Annotated in this window: 15 protein-coding genes; 9 read left to right on the top strand and 6 right to left on the bottom strand. The window is 67.8% G+C overall.

From position 1 onward, the window contains the following. The 8 genes from ADE01S_RS07790 to ADE01S_RS07755 all read left to right on the top strand — a co-directional run bounded on the left by ADE01S_RS07790 (nucleotide 1) and on the right by ADE01S_RS07755 (nucleotide 8,740). Complete coding sequence (locus ADE01S_RS07790) at nucleotides 1-1,098, top strand: ABC transporter substrate-binding protein (protein ID WP_062681118.1); 1,098 nt, start codon at nucleotides 1-3, stop codon at nucleotides 1,096-1,098. Nucleotides 1,099-1,215: 117 nt separating this feature from the next. Then, on the top strand, nucleotides 1,216-2,994 hold the full coding sequence (locus ADE01S_RS07785) for an ABC transporter permease (RefSeq protein WP_062681117.1): 1,779 nt from the start codon (nucleotides 1,216-1,218) through the stop codon (nucleotides 2,992-2,994). Continuing rightward, nucleotides 2,987-4,075, top strand: a complete 1,089-nt coding sequence (locus ADE01S_RS07780; RefSeq protein WP_062681116.1) for an ABC transporter ATP-binding protein — start codon at nucleotides 2,987-2,989, stop codon at nucleotides 4,073-4,075. Before ADE01S_RS07785 ends, ADE01S_RS07780 begins: the two co-directional genes overlap by 8 nt. A gap of 36 nt (nucleotides 4,076-4,111) precedes the next feature. Continuing rightward, entirely contained in the window at nucleotides 4,112-5,053 is a 942-nt protein-coding gene (locus ADE01S_RS07775) for a TonB family protein (protein WP_082775734.1), read from the top strand. Next, complete coding sequence (gene aroE / locus ADE01S_RS07770; RefSeq protein WP_062681115.1) at nucleotides 5,050-5,913, top strand: shikimate dehydrogenase; 864 nt, start codon at nucleotides 5,050-5,052, stop codon at nucleotides 5,911-5,913. The genes ADE01S_RS07775 and aroE overlap by 4 nt, the downstream gene beginning before the upstream one ends. Nucleotides 5,914-5,918: 5 nt before the next feature. Beyond that, nucleotides 5,919-6,641: a monofunctional biosynthetic peptidoglycan transglycosylase gene (gene mtgA / locus ADE01S_RS07765; RefSeq protein WP_062681114.1), complete on the top strand. Its 723-nt coding sequence runs from the start codon at nucleotides 5,919-5,921 to the stop codon at nucleotides 6,639-6,641. 90 nt (nucleotides 6,642-6,731) lie between these two features. Continuing rightward, the gene (lptG, locus tag ADE01S_RS07760; protein WP_062681113.1) at nucleotides 6,732-7,910 is read left to right on the top strand and encodes an LPS export ABC transporter permease LptG; all 1,179 of its coding nucleotides are present in this window, start codon (nucleotides 6,732-6,734) and stop codon (nucleotides 7,908-7,910) included. Further along, the gene (locus ADE01S_RS07755) at nucleotides 7,907-8,740 is read left to right on the top strand and encodes a symmetrical bis(5'-nucleosyl)-tetraphosphatase (RefSeq protein WP_062681112.1); all 834 of its coding nucleotides are present in this window, start codon (nucleotides 7,907-7,909) and stop codon (nucleotides 8,738-8,740) included. Before lptG ends, ADE01S_RS07755 begins: the two co-directional genes overlap by 4 nt. A 1,046-nt stretch (nucleotides 8,741-9,786) precedes the next feature. On the opposite strand, the gene ADE01S_RS07750 is transcribed toward ADE01S_RS07755, so the two are convergent. From ADE01S_RS07750 to ADE01S_RS07725, 6 genes are all read right to left on the bottom strand, one after another. Next, entirely contained in the window at nucleotides 9,787-10,512 is a 726-nt protein-coding gene (locus ADE01S_RS07750) for an amino acid ABC transporter ATP-binding protein (protein WP_062681111.1), read from the bottom strand. Further along, a complete protein-coding gene (locus ADE01S_RS07745; protein WP_062681110.1) occupies nucleotides 10,509-11,225 on the bottom strand; it encodes an amino acid ABC transporter permease in 717 nt (238 codons plus the stop codon). Before ADE01S_RS07745 ends, ADE01S_RS07750 begins: the two co-directional genes overlap by 4 nt. A 2-nt stretch (nucleotides 11,226-11,227) precedes the next feature. Beyond that, entirely contained in the window at nucleotides 11,228-11,929 is a 702-nt protein-coding gene (locus tag ADE01S_RS07740; RefSeq protein ID WP_062681109.1) for an amino acid ABC transporter permease, read from the bottom strand. Between the two features lie 28 nt (nucleotides 11,930-11,957). Next, on the bottom strand, nucleotides 11,958-12,785 hold the full coding sequence (locus tag ADE01S_RS07735) for an ABC transporter substrate-binding protein (protein WP_062681108.1): 828 nt from the start codon (nucleotides 12,783-12,785) through the stop codon (nucleotides 11,958-11,960). Between the two features lie 64 nt (nucleotides 12,786-12,849). Then, complete coding sequence (locus ADE01S_RS07730; RefSeq protein ID WP_062681107.1) at nucleotides 12,850-14,067, bottom strand: aminotransferase class I/II-fold pyridoxal phosphate-dependent enzyme; 1,218 nt, start codon at nucleotides 14,065-14,067, stop codon at nucleotides 12,850-12,852. Then, nucleotides 14,064-14,738 carry an RraA family protein gene (locus tag ADE01S_RS07725; RefSeq protein WP_062681106.1) on the bottom strand — a complete coding sequence of 225 codons (675 nt, stop codon included), beginning with the start codon at nucleotides 14,736-14,738 and terminating at the stop codon, nucleotides 14,064-14,066. Before ADE01S_RS07725 ends, ADE01S_RS07730 begins: the two co-directional genes overlap by 4 nt. 172 nt (nucleotides 14,739-14,910) lie before the next feature. Here ADE01S_RS07725 and ADE01S_RS07720 point away from each other — a divergent pair, with 172 nt between their 5' ends. Next, a complete protein-coding gene (locus tag ADE01S_RS07720) occupies nucleotides 14,911-15,804 on the top strand; it encodes a LysR family transcriptional regulator (protein WP_062681105.1) in 894 nt (297 codons plus the stop codon). Nucleotides 15,805-16,157: the final 353 nt, after the last annotated feature.

Below are 16,157 nucleotides of genomic sequence, written 5' to 3'. Positions count from 1 at the left end.
ATGCTTGCCAAGTCCCAACTGGCGGCCGCCTGCGCCGCTGCATTCGCCATCGCCACCGGCAGCGCCTTCGCGCAGCAAGTGCCGGCAGGTTATCCGGCCGACTACCAGAAGATCCTGGACGGCGCCAAGAAGGAAGGCAAGGTCGTCATTTACTCGACCACCGATACCAAGGCAGCCGGCCCCATCATCAAGGGCTTCGAAGCGCTGTATCCGGGCGTCAAGGTCGAATACAACGACATGAACAGCACCGAGCTCTACAACCGCTACATCAGCGAACAGGCGGCGGGCGGCGGCAGCGGCGACATCGTCTGGAGCTCGTCGATGGACTCGGCGCTGAAGCTGGCCACGGACTACGCCCTGAAGTACAAGTCGCCCGAATCCGGCAAGCTGCCGGCCTGGGCCGTCTGGAAGGACTCGGCCTACGGCACCACGTACGAGCCGGCCGTGTTCATCTACAACAAGCGCCTGATCCCCGCCAACGAAGTGCCGACCACGCACGCCGCGCTGGCCCAGCTGGTTTCCAGCCAGCCGGACAAGTTCAAGAACAAGGTCACCACCTACGACATCGAGAAATCGGCGGTCGGCTTCATGCTGGCGGTGCAGGACAAGGCCAACGATCCCAAGTACTTCGAAACGCTCAAGGGCATCGGCTCGGGCGGCCTGATCGTGCAATCGTCCACCGGCACCATGATGGAACGCGTGTCCTCCGGCGAGAACCTGATCGGCTACAACATCCTGGGCTCCTACGCCGAAACCCGCGCCAAGACCGATCCCTCGCTGGGCGTGGCCTACCCCACCGACTACGCGCTGGTGCTGTCGCGCGTGGCCTTCATCAGCAAGAAGGCCAAGAACAAGAACGCCGCCAAGCTGTGGATGGACTACCTGCTGTCCCAGAAGGGCCAGGGGATCATGGCCAACCAGGCCGACCTGGCCTCCGTGCGCGACGACATCGAAGGCGATAACGACGTGGACGGCATGACCAAGAAGCTGGGCGCCTCGCTCAAGCCCATCCCGGTCGACGAAACGCTGCTGGATTACCTGGAGCAGAACAAGCGCCTGCAGTTCATCAAGGACTGGCGCGCCGCGACGGGCAAGTAAAGCCCCCCGGCCCCGGGACTGCGCCGCGCGTCCCGGCCTGGCGCGGGCCGCCCGCGCGGCGCCGGCCGCCGCGGGCGCCTCCCGGCTCCGCGCCATTCGAGTCAACAGGATTTCCCCATGCAGTCATTGCGCAGAAAATGGCAGTCCCTGCCGCGCGGCGTGGTGGTGCTGATCACAGCCCTGGCCATCTACGTGCCGCTGTCGTTCATCATCGTCCAGAGCTTTCTCTCCGCGCCCTTCTTTTCCCCGTCCAAGACCTTCAGCCTGGACGCGTTCCGCTTCATCTTCGCGGACCCCGATTTCTACAAGGCGCTGAAAAGCGGCTTCATCCTGGCCTTCGGCCTGGCCATCATCGCCATCCCGCTGGGCGGCATGCTGGCCTTCCTGATGATACGCACGGACCTGCCCGGCCGCCGCTGGATCGAGCCGCTGATCCTGGTGCCCGTGTTCGTGTCGCCCATGGTGCTGGGCTTCGGCTACGTGGTGGCCGCGGGCCCGGTGGGCTTCTTCTCGACCTGGGCGCAGAACATCCTGGGCTTCGTTCCCTGGAACGTCTATTCGCTGACCAGCATCGTCATCATCGCCGGCCTCACGCACGTGCCGCACGCCTACCTGTACATCTCGTCGGCGTTGCGCAGCATGGGTTCGGACGTGGAGGAAGCCGCCCGCGTGGCCGGCGCCACGCCGCTGCGCGTGATGGTGTCGGTCAGCCTGCCGATGGTGCGCCCGGCCATGCTGTACGCCACCGTGCTGCTGTTCTTCCTGGGCCTGGAGGTGTTCGGCCTGGTGCTGGTGCTGGGCGACCCGGAAGGCAACCTGGTGCTGGCCACCTATCTCTACAAGCTCACCAACAAGCTGGGCATACCCTCGTACCACCTGATGGCCGCCGTGGCCGTGGTGCTGATCTGCATGACCATCCCGCTGGTGATGCTGCAACGCCGCCTGATGCGCAGCGCCAACCGCTTCGTCACCGTGAAGGGCAAGGCCTCGCGCGCCCGGCCCCTGCCGCTGGGCAAGTGGCGCTGGGTGGCGGGCGCCGTGGTGGCCCTGTGGCTGCTGGTCACCATCGTGGTGCCGCTGATGGGCGTGCTGCTGCGCGCGTTCGTGTCCAACTGGGGCATGGGGGTGTCGCTGCTGGACGTGCTGTCGCTGGACGCGTTCCGCACGGTGTTCGCCCAGCCCAACCTGCTGCGCGCCATCGTCAACTCGGTCGCGATCGGCGTGTTCGGCGGCGCGCTGGCGGTGATGTGCTACATGTTCGTGGGCCTGGCCATGCACCGCAAGCCCGACAACGTCACCCGCTTCATGGACTACAGCGTGCTGGTGCCGCGCGCGGTGCCGGGCCTGCTGGCCGGCCTGGCCTTCCTGTGGGTGTTCCTGTTCGTGCCGATGTGGCTGGACAACGCGCTGGACGTGGACGAAAACGGCTGGCTGTCGGCCCTGCCCTTCGCCGAATGGCTGCGCGAGAACTTCATCGAATGGCTGCGCGCCATGCGCAGCACCATCTTCAGCGTGTGGCTGGCCTATACGGTGGTGTGGATGGCCTATGGCCTGCGGCTCATTTCCTCGACCCTGCTGCAGGTCGGCCCCGAGCTGGAAGAGGCCGCCCGCAGCGCGGGCGCGCGCCGCGGCCAGATCACCCGCCACGTCACCGTGCCGCTGGCCAAGTATGGCCTTATCGGCTCCTGGCTGCTGATGTTCCTGATCTTCGAGCGCGAATACTCCACCGGCGTGTACCTGCTGTCGCCCGGCACCGAGACCATCGGGTCCATGCTGGTGTCGCTGTGGGCCTCGGGCGCCATCGATATCGTGGCCGCGCTTTCCTTCATCAATATCGTTCTGGTCGTGATCGGCCTGGGCATCGCCCTGCGATTCGGAGTCAAACTTCATGATTGAGCTTTCTGTAGAAGACCTGCACCTGGACTACGGCGACAACCCGGTGCTCAAGGGCGTGTCCATGCAGCTGCGCCAGGGCGAGGTGGTGTCTTTGCTGGGCCCCTCGGGCAGCGGCAAGACCACGCTATTGCGCGCCGTGGCCGGCCTGGAGGGCCCCAAGCGCGGCCGCATCACCATCGGCGAGCGCGTGGTCTACGACGGCGCGGCCCGGCAGGAGATCCCGGCCGAAGAGCGCAATCTGGGCCTGGTGTTCCAGTCCTACGCGCTGTGGCCCCACAAGACCGTGTTCGAGAACGTCGCCTACCCGCTCAAGCTGCGCAAGACGCCCGGCGCCGAGGTGCGCGAGCGGGTGCAGGCCGTGCTGGACCAGCTGGGCCTGGGCAAGCTGGGCCAGCGCCATCCGCACGCGCTGTCGGGCGGCCAGCAGCAGCGCGTGGCCATCGGCCGGGCGCTGGTGTACAGCCCGCCCGTCATCCTCCTGGACGAGCCGCTGTCCAACCTGGACGCCAAGCTGCGCGAGGAAGCCCGCGCCTTCCTGCGCGAGCTGATCATCCGCCTGGGCCTGTCGGCGCTGATGGTGACGCATGACCAGAGCGAAGCCATGGCCATCTCCGACCGCATCCTGCTGCTGAACAACGGCAAGATCGAGCAGCAGGGCACGCCGCAGGAAATGTACGGCGCGCCGTCCACCCTATTCACCGCCGAGTTCATGGGGAGCAACAACCGGCTCGACGGCAAGGTCACCGAGGTTCGCGACGGCCAGGCCCGCATCGAGGGCCGCGGCTGGTCGCTGTGGGGCAAGGCCAGCGCCGGCGTGGCCGCGGGCCAGGACGGCACCGCGGTGATCCGGGTGGAGCAGGTGCGCCTGGCGGACGATCCCGACGGCAACCACCTGGACATGCCGCTGCTGACCAGCATGTACCTGGGCGACCGCTGGGAATACCTGTTCCGCACGCCGGACGCCGACCCCGCCCACACCCTGGCCTTGCGCGCCTACGGGCCGGAAGGCCGCGAACCCGGCCCCTGCCGCCTGGCGCTGCCGGCGGGCAAGGTGTGGGTCTTCCCCCGGGCCGGCGCCTGATCCGCCCCAGGGCGCCGGCATGGCCTGTTACAGGGCATGCCGGCGCGCGCAGCGGACGTGGACTCGCTCTACAATGCGTTCGTGCAACGCCCTGACTCTTCCTCTACGCTGAGCCGTTACCTCTGGTGGCTGGGTGCACCTGCCCAACACTACCTGCGCATCGGCATCGCGATATCGCTGTTGGTGCACGCCGGCGCCCTGGCGTGGCGCTTCGGCACGTCCGCGCCCTCGCGCCCGCCGGTCACCAGCCTGGAGATCGTGCTGCTCAATGCGCGCAGCGAGACGCCGCCGGATACCCCCCGGGCCCAGGCGCAGAACCAGATGAGCGGCGGCGGCAACGCCGAGCACGGCCTGTCCACCACCCCCCTGCCCCGCACCGGCGAATCGGCCGAAACCATCGTGCTGGAAGCCATGCGCCGCCGCCAGGTGCAGCTCGAAGCCGAGCAGACCCGCCTGATGACCCAGCTGCGCTCGGCCGACAAGGCCGGCGCCGAGCGCCAGGCGGTCAACCCCTGGCCGGACGGCGCCGACCTCGGCCGGGACGCCGAGGACCAGGCCAGCGTCATCCAGAGCGCCCAGGTGGCCGCCCTGGCGGCCCGCGTCCAGCAGTACAGCGCCGAGCCCCGCAAGCAATTCGTGGCGCCCTCCGCCGAAGCCTCGCGCTACGCCGCCTACCTGGACGCCTGGCGCACCCGCATCGAAACGGTCGGCACCCAGCACTACCCCGATGAAGCGCGCGGACGCATCTACGGCTCGTTGCGCATCACGGTGTCGGTGCGCGCCGACGGCAGCATCGCCAACGTCGAAATCGACCAGCCCTCGCAGCACGCCGTGCTGAACCAGGCCGCCCGCCGCATCGTGCAGCTGGCGGCGCCCTTCCCGCCGTTCCCGCCCGACATCGCGCGCGACACCGACGTGCTGGTCATTACCCGCACCTGGCATTTCGTCAACGACACCCTGGAAACCCAAGCCCCATGACCGAGGCGTCCCCTCTTGCCCGATATGCCGTCATCGGCAACCCCATTGCGCATAGCCGCTCGCCTCAGATCCACGCCATGTTCTCCCGCCAGACGGGCAAGCCGCTGCGCTACGACCGGCTGCTCGCGCCGGTGGACGGCTTCGCCGAGGCGGTGGCGGCCTTCGTGGCCGAGGGCGGGGTCGGGCTGAACGTCACGGTGCCCTTCAAGCTGGACGCCTACGCCCTGGCCGCCGGCCGCCTCTCCGCCCGTGCCCGGCTGGCCGGCGCGGTCAACACCTTGTCCTGGCGCGACGGCGCCTGGCACGGCTGCAACACCGACGGCGTGGGCCTGGTTTCCGACCTGCTGCGCCTGGGCAGGCGCCTGAGCGGCGCGTCCGTGCTGCTCGTGGGCGCCGGCGGCGCGGCGCGCGGCGTGCTGCAGCCGCTGGCCGAGGCCGGCTGCGCCCGCATCCACATCGTCAACCGCACGGCCGCCCGCGCCCTGGAGCTGGCCGAAGCCTGGCGCCAGAGCGGCGTGTCGCCGCAAACCCAGGTCACGGCCGGCGGCCTGGCCGATGCCGCCCAGCCCGGCGGCTGGGACCTGGTGGTAAATGCCACCGCCAGCGGCCTGCGGGACGCCGCCCCCGACCTGCCCCCGGGCCTGTACGCGCCCGGCGCGGCCGCCTACGACATGATGTACGGCGCCCAGCCCACCGCGTTCATGAAGCAGGCCGAGGCCGACGGCGCCGCGCTCACGGCCGACGGCCTGGGCATGCTGGTCGGCCAGGCCGCGGAAAGCTTCTTCATCTGGCACGGCTTGCGGCCCGATCCCGCGCCGGTCCTCGCGGCGCTGCGCGCGGATCTCGCGGCCGGCCACTGAGCGGCATGGCGACGCGCAAGGGCCGCTCCTGGTTCCGGATCGTCACCGGCGTGCTGATGGCGCTGGTGTGCGCCGTCCTGCTCTATCAGTTCTGGCTGTTCTCCCAGGTCGTCTGGTACAACTACCGGGACCCGGGCAGCAGCGCGGTCATGCGCGAAGAGCTGTCCCGCCTGCGCGAGGACAACCCCGCGCTGGAACTGAAGTACGAATGGGTGCCCTACGACAAGATCAACCGCACGCTCAAGCGCGCGGTGGTGGCGTCCGAGGACTCCAAGTTCACCGAGCACGACGGCGTCGAGTGGGACGCCATCCGCAAGGCCTGGGAATACAACCAGAAACAGCAGGAGGCGGGCCGCAGCAAGATGCGCGGCGGCTCCACCATCACCCAGCAGCTGGCCAAGAACCTGTTCCTGTCCAGCTCTCGCAGCTACCTCCGCAAGGGGCAGGAACTCGTCCTGACCTACATGATCGAACACGTCATGAGCAAGGAGCGGATCCTGGAACTGTATCTGAACGTGGCGGAATGGGGCGTGGGCGTATTCGGCGCCGAGGCCGCCGCCCGGCACTATTTCAATACGTCCGCCGCCAGCCTGGGCGCCAGCCAGTCGGCCCGGCTGGCCGCCATGCTGCCCAATCCGCGCTTCTACGACAGCCACCGCAATTCCCGGTACCTGAACTCCCGGGTCGGCGTCCTGACGCGCCGCATGCAGATGGTCGACATCCCCTGATACCGGGGCCGGAGACTTCCCTCCCGGGAGGCCGGACCCGAACGGCAGGATTTGTTAAGCTTTCACGTTTACGCGCCCCCTCTTTCCTACATGCGTACCGCACGTCGCTACCTGGCCCGCGAGATCTATCGCTCTTGCGCAGTGGTCCTCATGGCCCTGCTGGGCCTTTTCACGTTCTTCGCGCTAGTGGACGATCTGGACAACGTGGGTGACAAGTTCTCCATGATGGCCCTGCTCTACATGCAGGCGCTCGCCATTCCCACCCGCCTGTACGATCTCCTGCCCATCGGCCTGCTGATCGGCGCCATCCTGGCGCTGGCCGGGCTCGCCCAGCGCAATGAGCTGGTGATCCTGCGGGTCTCGGGCGTGAGCGGCATGAAACTGCTGCGCATGCTCTGGATCGTCACTATTCCGCTGATGATAGGCGCGGGGCTGCTGTCCGAGTACGTCACCCCCTGGGCCGAAATCAAGTCCGGCGAAGCCAACCTGATGTTCCGCGGCAAGGCCGGCGGCGACCGCCTCAAGAGCGGATACTGGTTCAAGGAGCCCACCGCCAACGGCGGCACCCGCATCATCAACATCGGCGAGCTGAAAGGCGACGGCCAGGTCAACGCCGTGACCCTCTACGAATTCAAGAAAGACCTGACGCTCTCGGTCCTGTCGACCGCGCCCACCGGCCTGTTCACGCACGGCGACCTGGTGCTGAAGGACGTCTCCGAAACCCGCCTGGACGAGAACGCCGCCGAGGCCCTGGCCGACGCGCGCCCGCCCAAGAACCCCCCCGCCACCGTCGTCAAGGTGCCGGAACGCACGGTGGACACCACGCTCAGCGCCGAGCGCCTGCTGGCCCGCGTGCTGACTCCGGAACGCATGTCCATCGTTACCCTGCTGGACTATGTGGATTATTTGCGCAACAACCAGCTGCAATATGGTCGACAGGTCGTCGCCTTGTGGCGCAAACTGGCGTATCCGTTCACCCTGCTGGTCATGATCACCATCGCCGCCCCCATCGGCTTGATGCAGACGCGCCGCGGCGGCGTGGGAGCCAAGGTCTTCCTGGGCATCCTGCTCGGCGTGGCCTTCTTCATGCTCAACCAGCTGGCCCTGAACGTAGGCATGCTGGGCAAGTGGCCGCCCTGGCTGACGGCGCTGGGCCCGAACCTGGGCGCCGTGATCCTGGCGCTGGGCGCCATGAGCTACATGGAATACCGCCACACCATCACCCGCATCGTCCAACAACGCTGGCCTTGGAGTAAGAGTCCCGCATGAACGGCAGTATCTGGATGATCGGCGACGTGCAGGGTTGCTGCTCGCCGCTGGATCGTTTGCTGTCCCACCCCGACCTGGTCGGCGACCCCAAGTCGCGCTTCTGGTTCGCCGGGGACCTGGTCAATCGCGGCCCGGAGTCGCTGGAAACCCTGCGTCGCATCATCGACCTGGGCGACCGCGCCACCTCGGTGCTCGGCAACCATGACCTGCACCTGCTGGCCACGGCCGCCGGCGTGCGCAAGCCGTCCAAGTCGGACACGCTCGACGACGTGCTGCGGGCGCCGGACGCGGCCGAGCTGATCAACTGGCTGCGGTTCCGGCCCCTGGCCCATTTCGAGCAGGGCCACCTGCTGGTCCACGCCGGCACGCTGGCCAAATGGGACGTCGCCAAAACGCTGGCCTTGGCCGGCGAGGTCCAGGACGCCTTGCGCGGCCCGAACTGGCAAAAAGCGCTGCAGAAGATGTATGGCAACGAGCCGGCCACCTGGAAGGAAGACCACAAGGGCGGCAAGCGGATGCGGGTGATCATCAATGCGCTGACGCGCATCCGCCTGTGCACGCCCAACGGCCACATGGAGTTCGCCACCAAGGTGACTCCCGGCGCCTGGCCCCCGGGGCTGGTGCCGTGGTTCGACGTGCCGAACCGCGCAACGCGGAACGTCACGACGGTTTTCGGCCACTGGTCGACGCTGGGGCTGCTGCAGCGGCCGGACGTGATCTGCCTGGACACCGGATGCGTATGGGGGGGGTCGTTGACGGCATTGCGGTTGCAGGATCGGAAGCTGGTGCAGGTTAAGTGTTCGCAGTTTCAGGATCCGTTGTCCGAGTAGTTTTTGGGGACGTGGGATTCATGGGCATCTTGTGTCTTCGTAGGCGTCTAGTGTTTTCGTAGGCGTCTGTGTTTTCGTGGGCGTCTGTGTTTTCGTGGGCGTCTAGTGTTTTCGTAGGTCGCCCGTCGGCGCGGGCGCCGCGGCCGCTCGCGCCCACGATTGCGGTCCGGAGCCTTCGCTCCGGACTGCCCCGTCGTCATCTTCGTCACCGCCTGCGGCGGTTCCTTCAGATTCCCTCGGGCGCATCGAGGTTGCTCGCGTCCGCGACGCCCGCGCCGACGGGCTACGCGTGTCTACGCTTGCCGCGCTGCTAGAGCGGTGTTCATTGACGAGTCTTGCGGGGCCCGCCGTTCTCGGCCGCCCGGGCGGCCGAGAACGGCATACGCGGTGGTGGGCGTCGGGTCGGTGTGCGCTTTCGCGCATGCGGAGGGTGGTGTGCTGAAGGCCGCCCCAGCGTTTGGGGGGGGAGCGGTGATGGGTGGCGCGCGTTGAGCAGCCGCTTGCGCATGCAGACCCGTACGCGCGCCACCCATCCGGCGGCGGGGTTCAAGTGACGAGACGGACCGTCATCTCACACAGGGACCGTCATCTCACACAGGTATCAGGCATCGCAGGTATCAGGCACCAGCATCCCGTCCACAATCGCGCAGCGCCCCCATCACGACGCAAGACACCGCGTAAGCCTCGGGCCAGCCGCCCGCGCGGCCGGCCCGAGGCGGGCCCCGCAAGATCCTCCACCACCCCACCACCCGGGGCAAGAACCCTAAGCACCTGATCCTCCCCGGCGACCGCCAGGTTTCAACCACCAGAGCCCGTCGCGTCGGGGGCCTGGGGTGCGCGGGGCGTCGATAAGCCCGAGGGAATCCGAAGGCAGTCGCCGCAGGCGACAACGAGGATGACGAGGGGGGGGGGCCGCCGAGGCAAGTCCGGAGCGAAGGCTCCGGACCGCAATCGTGGCCCCGCGCACCCCCAGGCCCCCGACGCGGCGGGCGTCTCAAGAACCCAAACCCACCGACCGCCCCGGGACCAAGCCCCGCACAAGCCCTTCAATGCCGGATCTCCGCCAAAAACTTCTGCGCCCGCGCCGTCCCCGGCCGGGTGAAGAACTCTTCCGGCGTTCCGGTTTCGACGATCCGCCCCGCGTCCATGAACCACACCCGATCCGCGACCTCGCGCGCGAAGCCCATTTCGTGGGTCACGCAGACCATGGTCATGCCGTCCTTGGCCAGGCCCTTCATCACTTGCAGCACCTCGCCCACCATCTCCGGGTCCAGCGCGCTGGTGGGCTCGTCGAACAGCATGACGGGCGGGTTCATGGCCAGCGCCCGGGCGATGGCGACGCGTTGCTGCTGGCCGCCCGACAACTGCGCGGGATAGGCCTCGGCCTTGTGTGTCAGGCCCACCCGTTCCAGCAGTTGCAGGGCGCGTTCGCGCGCCTCGGGGCGGCGGGCGCGCTTGAGTTGCAGCGGGGCCAGCATCAGGTTTTCCAGCACCGACAGGTGCGGGAACAGGTTGAACTGCTGGAATACGAAGCCGATATGGCTGCGCAGGGTGTCCAGGTGCACCTTGGGGCCATAGATGTCCTGGCCGTCGACCTCGATCACGCCTTTCTGGATGGGTTCCAGCCGGTTGACCGTGCGAATCAGCGTGGACTTGCCCGACCCGGAGGGGCCGCACACCACCACCACTTCGCCCTGCCCCACCCGCGCCGTCACATCGGACAACGCCTGGTATTGGCCATACCACTTCTGCACTTCGGAAAATCGGATCATGTCGGCACCGCGCGAGGAGCAGGCATGAGCCCGGCGCGGCGCCTGCCGATACGGCGTTCGGTCAGGTGCACCAATGAGCTCAGCCCGAAATTCAGGATGAAATAGGTCAGCGCCAGCAGCCCGAAGACCTCGAAAGGCTTGGTCAGCAGCACGCTGTTGATCTGGTTGGCCGCGTAGGTGAGCTCCTGGACGCTGATGACGTAGGCCAGCGAGGTTTCCTTCACCGTGGAAACGAACTGGCTGAGCATGCTGGGCAGCATGTTGTAGAGCGCCTGCGGCAGGATCACGCGCCGCATGGTCTGCATGTACGACAGGCCCAGCGCGCGGCTGGCTTCCTGCTGCCCCGGCGGCAGCGCCTGGATGCCGGCTCGGATGATCTCGGCCAGGTAGGCGCTTTCGTAGCAGACCAGCGCCACCACCATGGTGGTGGTGCCGGCCACCGGGCGGCCGATGATGAGCGGCACGAAGAAATACGCCCAGAAGATGAACATCAGCAACGGCAGGCCGCGCACCAGGTAGACCACGGCCGACGCCGGCCAGTAGAAGACCCGGTAGGGGCTGATCCGGCCCAGCGCCAGCAGCACGCCGCAAGGCAGCGCCAGCGCCAGGCTGACGGCGGCCAGCCCCAACGTGGCGGCCAGGCCGCCCACCGGGCCGTGCGGATACTGCCCCACGAGCAGTAGCAGCCAGTTGTCCTTGAGTATGCCCCACATGATCAGCGCGCTCCCAGCGGACGGTAGCGCCGTTGCAGGAGAGCGCCGCCCCCCATGATCAGGAACGACAGCACCAGGTAGATGACGGTGACGACGGCATAGGCCTCGAAAGTGCGGAACGTGTAGTTCTCGATCTCGCGGCCGGCGGCGGTGAGTTCGGTCACGCCGATGGCCATGGCCAGGCTGGTGTTCTTCAAGAGCAGCAGCGTCTGGTTGAGCAAGGGCGGGATCGCGATGCGGAAAGCCTGCGGCAGCACGACCTTGCGCATGGTGGCCAGGAAGCCCAGGCCCAGCGCCCGCGCCGCCTCGACCTGTCCCGCCGGGATGCCCCGCACCGCGCTGCGCAGGTCTTCGCAGACGTAGGCGGACATCACCAGCCCGATCGCGATGCAGGACAGGATGAATTCGCTGCCGTGGCTGTTGAGCCAGTCGGTCGCGGCCTGCGGCAACAATGCCGGCACGCCGAAGTACCAGAAAAGAATGTGCACCAGCATGGGCACGTTGCGGTGGAAAGCGACGTAGGTCGCGATCAACCCATTGGCCACGGGCGAGCCCGTCAGGCGGATCACCGCCAGCAGGCTGCCCACCAGGAACGCCAGGATCCAGGCGAATCCGGCCAGCGCCAGGGTCGTGATGAAGCCCCTGAGCAGCCAGTCCGGATACTCGCCCTGGAAGATGGCGCCGAAGTCGAAAACGTAATGCATCGAACCAGGCTCCAGCGCGCGCGGCGCGTCAACCCTTGATGGCTTCGATGCGGAAGTCGCGCTTCATGTCGAACTGGGTGCCGGCGCCGAACCATTTGTCGAAGGTCTTGGCGGCCTGGCCCGAGGCTTCCATTCCGTCGAGCACCTTGTTCACCTGCTCCAGCATCGCGCTGTCGCCCTTGCGCACGCCCATGCCCCAGGGCTCGACGAAGAGCGCGGGCTCCAGGATCTTGACCGGGACGGCGCTGCCGGCGGCCTGCTGCTTGAGCTTGACCAGCATGAGTTCGGATGCCACGAAGCCGCTGACCTTGCCTTGCTGCAACGCCAGGAAGGCGCCGCTGGGGTCCTTGAAGGTCACGGGCTCGACGTTGGGGATGTTCTTGCGGGCGCCCTGCTCGGACGACGAGCCGCGCACCGCGCTGACCCGCTTGCCGGCCAGGTCGGCGGGCGCCTTCAGGTCTTTCTCCGAATCGCGCGCCAGCACTTTCTGCAGGCTCACGAAATGCTGGTGCGAATAGTCGATCTGCTGCGCGCGCTCGGGGCTCCAGCCCAGGTTGGCCGCCACGACGTCGACGCGGCCCGCGATCAGTTCGGGGATGCGGGCTTCCACGGCGATGAGCTTGAGCTCCAGGGGCACGCCCAGGCTGTCGGCGACCGCCTGGCACATGTCGACCTCGTAGCCGACGATGCCGCGGGTCTTCGGGTCCTGGAAGCTGAACGGCTCGGCGGTGCCCATGGTGCCGCAGATGAACTTGCCGCGCGCCTTGATGTCGGCCAGCGTGTCGGCGTGGGCGCCGGGAGCCAGCGCGGCGGCCAGGCCGGCGGCGGCGACGAAGGAAGCGATGGTGGTCTTCATGCTATTTCCCCTGAAATGTAGGTATGGGTACTGCCGTTGCGGACGGCCCCGGGGCCGCCCGCGTTCAAATCAAGCCGGCGCATGCCTCGCGGATGCGTCGGCAGCCTTCCTCGATGTTCTCCATCGACGTGGCGAAGCTCAGCCGCAGATACGGCGACAGGCCGTAGGCCGCGCCGTCCAGCACCGCGACGCCGGCGTCGTCCAGCAAGAACATGACGACGTCCAGGTCGGTCCGCAGTTCGCGGCCGTCTGCCGTGCGCTTGCCCAGCAGGCCCTCCACCGACGGGTAGACGTAGAACGCGCCTTGCGGCCGCGGGCAGCGGATGCCGGGCACCGCATCGAGCAAGGCCTCGATGCGGTCGCGGCGCGCGTGGAACACCTCCGCGGCCTCGCGCACGCAACCCTGATCGGCGGTGAGCGCCACGCGGGCGGCGGACTGGCTGATGGCGCTGACGCAGCTGGTGCTTTGCGAGATCAGCGTGGACATGGCCTTGATCAGCGCCTTCGGACCGCCCGCGTAGCCCAGGCGCCAGCCGGTCATGGCATAGGCCTTGGATACGCCGTTGATGGTGAGGCAGCGGCCGGCCAGCGCGGGCACCGCCGCCGCGGGCGACAGGTGGCGCTCGTCGCCGTAAGCCAGGTGTTCGTAGATTTCGTCGGTCATCAGCCAGACCTGCGGATGCCGCGCCAGCACGTCGCCCAGCGCGCGCAGTTCGTCGGCGCCGTACATCGCGCCGGTGGGATTGCCGGGCGTGTTCAGCAGCAGCCACTTGGTGCGCGGCGTGATCGCGCGCTCCAGCGCCTCGGGCGTGAGCTTGAAGCCGTCGGATTCGGGGCACGCGACCACGACGGGCGTGCCGTCGTTGACCAGCACCATGTCCGGGTACGACACCCAGTACGGCGCGGGGATGATGACCTCGTCGCCGGCCTGCACGGTGGCGGCCAGCGCGGTGAAGATGAGTTGCTTGGCGCCCACGCCGACGATCAGTTCGTCCAGCGCGTACTCCAACCCGTTCTCGCGCTGGAACTTGGCGCGCACGGCTTCCAGCAAGGGCTTGGCGCCGGCGGACGCGGTGTAGCGGATGTCGCCGCTGTTGAGCGCGTCGATGCCGGCCTGCACGATGTGCGCGGGCGTGGGCAGGTCGGGTTCGCCCACGGTGAAGTCGATGATGTCCCTGCCCTGCGCGCGCAGCTGGTCCACGCGGCTCTTGGCCGCCATGCTGGGCGAGGGCTTGATGGCGCGGGCCCGGTCGGCCAGGAACTCGCTCGCGGCGGCGTTCATTCCAACCCCTTCGCGGCGAAGGCGGCCTGCATCCAGCTTTGCGCCTTCGCGCCGCCGGCGATCTCGGCCATGATGCGTTCTTCCTTGGCGGCGTGCGCCTGCGCCGCCGCGACCAGGGCGTCGGCCTCGGCGGGCGCGAAGCTGACCAGGCCGTCCTCGTCGCCCACCACGATGTCGCCGGGGTTGATCACCTGACCGCCGATCGAGACGGGCACGTTGACCTCGCCCGGGCCGTCCTTGTAGGGGCCGCGGTGGATGTGGCCGCGCGCGTAGCAGGGAAAGCTGTCGGCCTCGAAGGCGGCCACGTCGCGGATGGCGCCGTCCACCACCACGCCGGCGCAGCCATGGACCTGGAGGTAGCGCTTCATGATTTCGCCCAGCACGGCGTTGGAAAGGTCGCCGCCGGCGTCCACCACCAGCACGTGGCCGGGCTGCACAAGCATCATGGCTTTGTAGATGAGCAGGTTGTCGCCAGGGCGGGTCTTGACGGTCAGGGCCGTGCCCACCAGCTTGCCGGCGCCGTGGTAGCGGCGCAGGCCCGATATGCCTTCGCGGCGCGCGAGGTTGTCGCTGAGGTGCGGCGTGACGATGCCGGCCAGCGCCTGGAGAACCGCAGCGGAAGCGACGGGGGGAGCGGGCAATATCCGGGCGCCGGTGTGAATAGAGGCCATGGCGGTCTGCAAAATCCTGAGTCGGTGATTGAATGGGCAGGCGCCATGGTGCGAGCTTTTGCAAATCCATAAAAGGGATTAAATTTCTACGAACTCAATCACTTTATGGAATATAGGGGTTAGCCCTTAATGGAAATTTCGGAATGAAAACCGACTCGCGAGGCCCTGCCGGATGTTGACCTTCAAACAGATCGAAGCCCTGTACTGGACGGTCAGGCTGGGCACGTTTGCCGCGTCGGCGCAAAAGCTCCACACCACCCAGTCCGCGATCACGAAGCGCATCCAGGAGCTGGAGGCCGACTTCGACATCGCGCTGTTCGACCGCTCCGGCCATCGCGCGGAACTGACCGCGCGCGGCCATGAGGTCTATGCCCTGGCCGAGGAAATGCTGGGCCACCGCGACCGGCTGCTGGTGCGGCTGAAGGGCCAGCACATGCTGACCGGCACGTTCCGCTTCGGCATCACCGAGATCACCGCGATGACGTGGCTGCCGGCGCTGATCCGGCTGCTGCGGGCGCACTACCCCCGCATCACGCTGGAGCCGCACATCGACCTGGGCGGGGACCTGCTCAAGCGCCTGCAGGCGGGCCAGCTGGACATGGCCTTCCTGCACGGGGAATTCGCGGAGCCGAACGTGCAGGTAGTGCCGCTGCAGCGCCTGGAGTTCGCCTGGATGGGCAGCCCGGACATGATCGATTCCAGCCGCGTCTACACGCCGGCGGATATCGCGGCTCTGCCGTTGCTGCGGCAGAGCCGGGAGTCGGGCCTGAACATGATCTACGACGGCTGGCTGCGGCCGCATACGCCGGTCAGCAATATCTTCACCATCAACAGCCTGATCGCCATGGCCGGGCTGACCGCGGCGGGGTTCGGCGTCAGCTGCCTGCCGCGCGATTACTTCGCCGACATGGTGAGCGCGAAGCAGCTCGTTATCGCGCGCACCAGCCTCGCGCCGCCGCAATCGGTGTATTGCGCGATGTTCCGCAGGGATGCGGATGTGGGGTTTTGCGAGAGCGTGGCGGGGTTGGCGGAGAGTTGTTGCGAGTTTTCTGGCGGGGGGAGGTAGGGGTGGGATGTTGGTCGGTGGGTTTGGGTTCTTGAGACGCCCGCCGCGTCGGGGGCCTGGGGTGCGCGGGGCCACGATTGCGGTCCGGAGCCTTCGCTCCGGACTGCCCCCTTGTCATCTTCGTCACCGCCTGCGGCGGTTCCTTCAGATTCCCTCGGGCTTATCGACGCCCCGCGCACCCCAGGCCCCCGACGCGACGGGCTCTGGTGGTTGAAACCTGGCGGTCGCTGGGGAGGGTTGGGTGCTTGGGGTTCTCGCCCCGGGTGGCGGGGGGTGGAGGATCTTGCGGGGCCCGCCTCGGGCCGGCCGCGCGGGCGGCTGGCCCGAGGCTTACGCGGTGTCTTGCGTCGTGA

Source organism: Achromobacter denitrificans NBRC 15125 (assembly GCF_001571365.1).
GTDB classification, from domain to species: domain Bacteria; phylum Pseudomonadota; class Gammaproteobacteria; order Burkholderiales; family Burkholderiaceae_B; genus Achromobacter; species Achromobacter denitrificans.
This window is presented reverse-complemented; position numbering and strand designations above follow the sequence as displayed.

Coding starts and splice junctions, on each gene's coding strand:
- ADE01S_RS07790 (WP_062681118.1), top strand. CDS start 1: ATGCTTGCCAAGTCCCAACTGGCGGCCGCCTGCGCCGCTGCATTCGCC.
- ADE01S_RS07785 (WP_062681117.1), top strand. CDS start 1,216: ATGCAGTCATTGCGCAGAAAATGGCAGTCCCTGCCGCGCGGCGTGGTG.
- ADE01S_RS07780 (WP_062681116.1), top strand. CDS start 2,987: ATGATTGAGCTTTCTGTAGAAGACCTGCACCTGGACTACGGCGACAAC.
- ADE01S_RS07775 (WP_082775734.1), top strand. CDS start 4,112: ATGCCGGCGCGCGCAGCGGACGTGGACTCGCTCTACAATGCGTTCGTG.
- aroE (WP_062681115.1), top strand. CDS start 5,050: ATGACCGAGGCGTCCCCTCTTGCCCGATATGCCGTCATCGGCAACCCC.
- mtgA (WP_062681114.1), top strand. CDS start 5,919: ATGGCGACGCGCAAGGGCCGCTCCTGGTTCCGGATCGTCACCGGCGTG.
- lptG (WP_062681113.1), top strand. CDS start 6,732: ATGCGTACCGCACGTCGCTACCTGGCCCGCGAGATCTATCGCTCTTGC.
- ADE01S_RS07755 (WP_062681112.1), top strand. CDS start 7,907: ATGAACGGCAGTATCTGGATGATCGGCGACGTGCAGGGTTGCTGCTCG.
- ADE01S_RS07750 (WP_062681111.1), bottom strand. CDS start 10,512: ATGATCCGATTTTCCGAAGTGCAGAAGTGGTATGGCCAATACCAGGCG.
- ADE01S_RS07745 (WP_062681110.1), bottom strand. CDS start 11,225: ATGTGGGGCATACTCAAGGACAACTGGCTGCTACTGCTCGTGGGGCAG.
- ADE01S_RS07740 (WP_062681109.1), bottom strand. CDS start 11,929: ATGCATTACGTTTTCGACTTCGGCGCCATCTTCCAGGGCGAGTATCCG.
- ADE01S_RS07735 (WP_062681108.1), bottom strand. CDS start 12,785: ATGAAGACCACCATCGCTTCCTTCGTCGCCGCCGCCGGCCTGGCCGCC.
- ADE01S_RS07730 (WP_062681107.1), bottom strand. CDS start 14,067: ATGAACGCCGCCGCGAGCGAGTTCCTGGCCGACCGGGCCCGCGCCATC.
- ADE01S_RS07725 (WP_062681106.1), bottom strand. CDS start 14,738: ATGGCCTCTATTCACACCGGCGCCCGGATATTGCCCGCTCCCCCCGTC.
- ADE01S_RS07720 (WP_062681105.1), top strand. CDS start 14,911: ATGTTGACCTTCAAACAGATCGAAGCCCTGTACTGGACGGTCAGGCTG.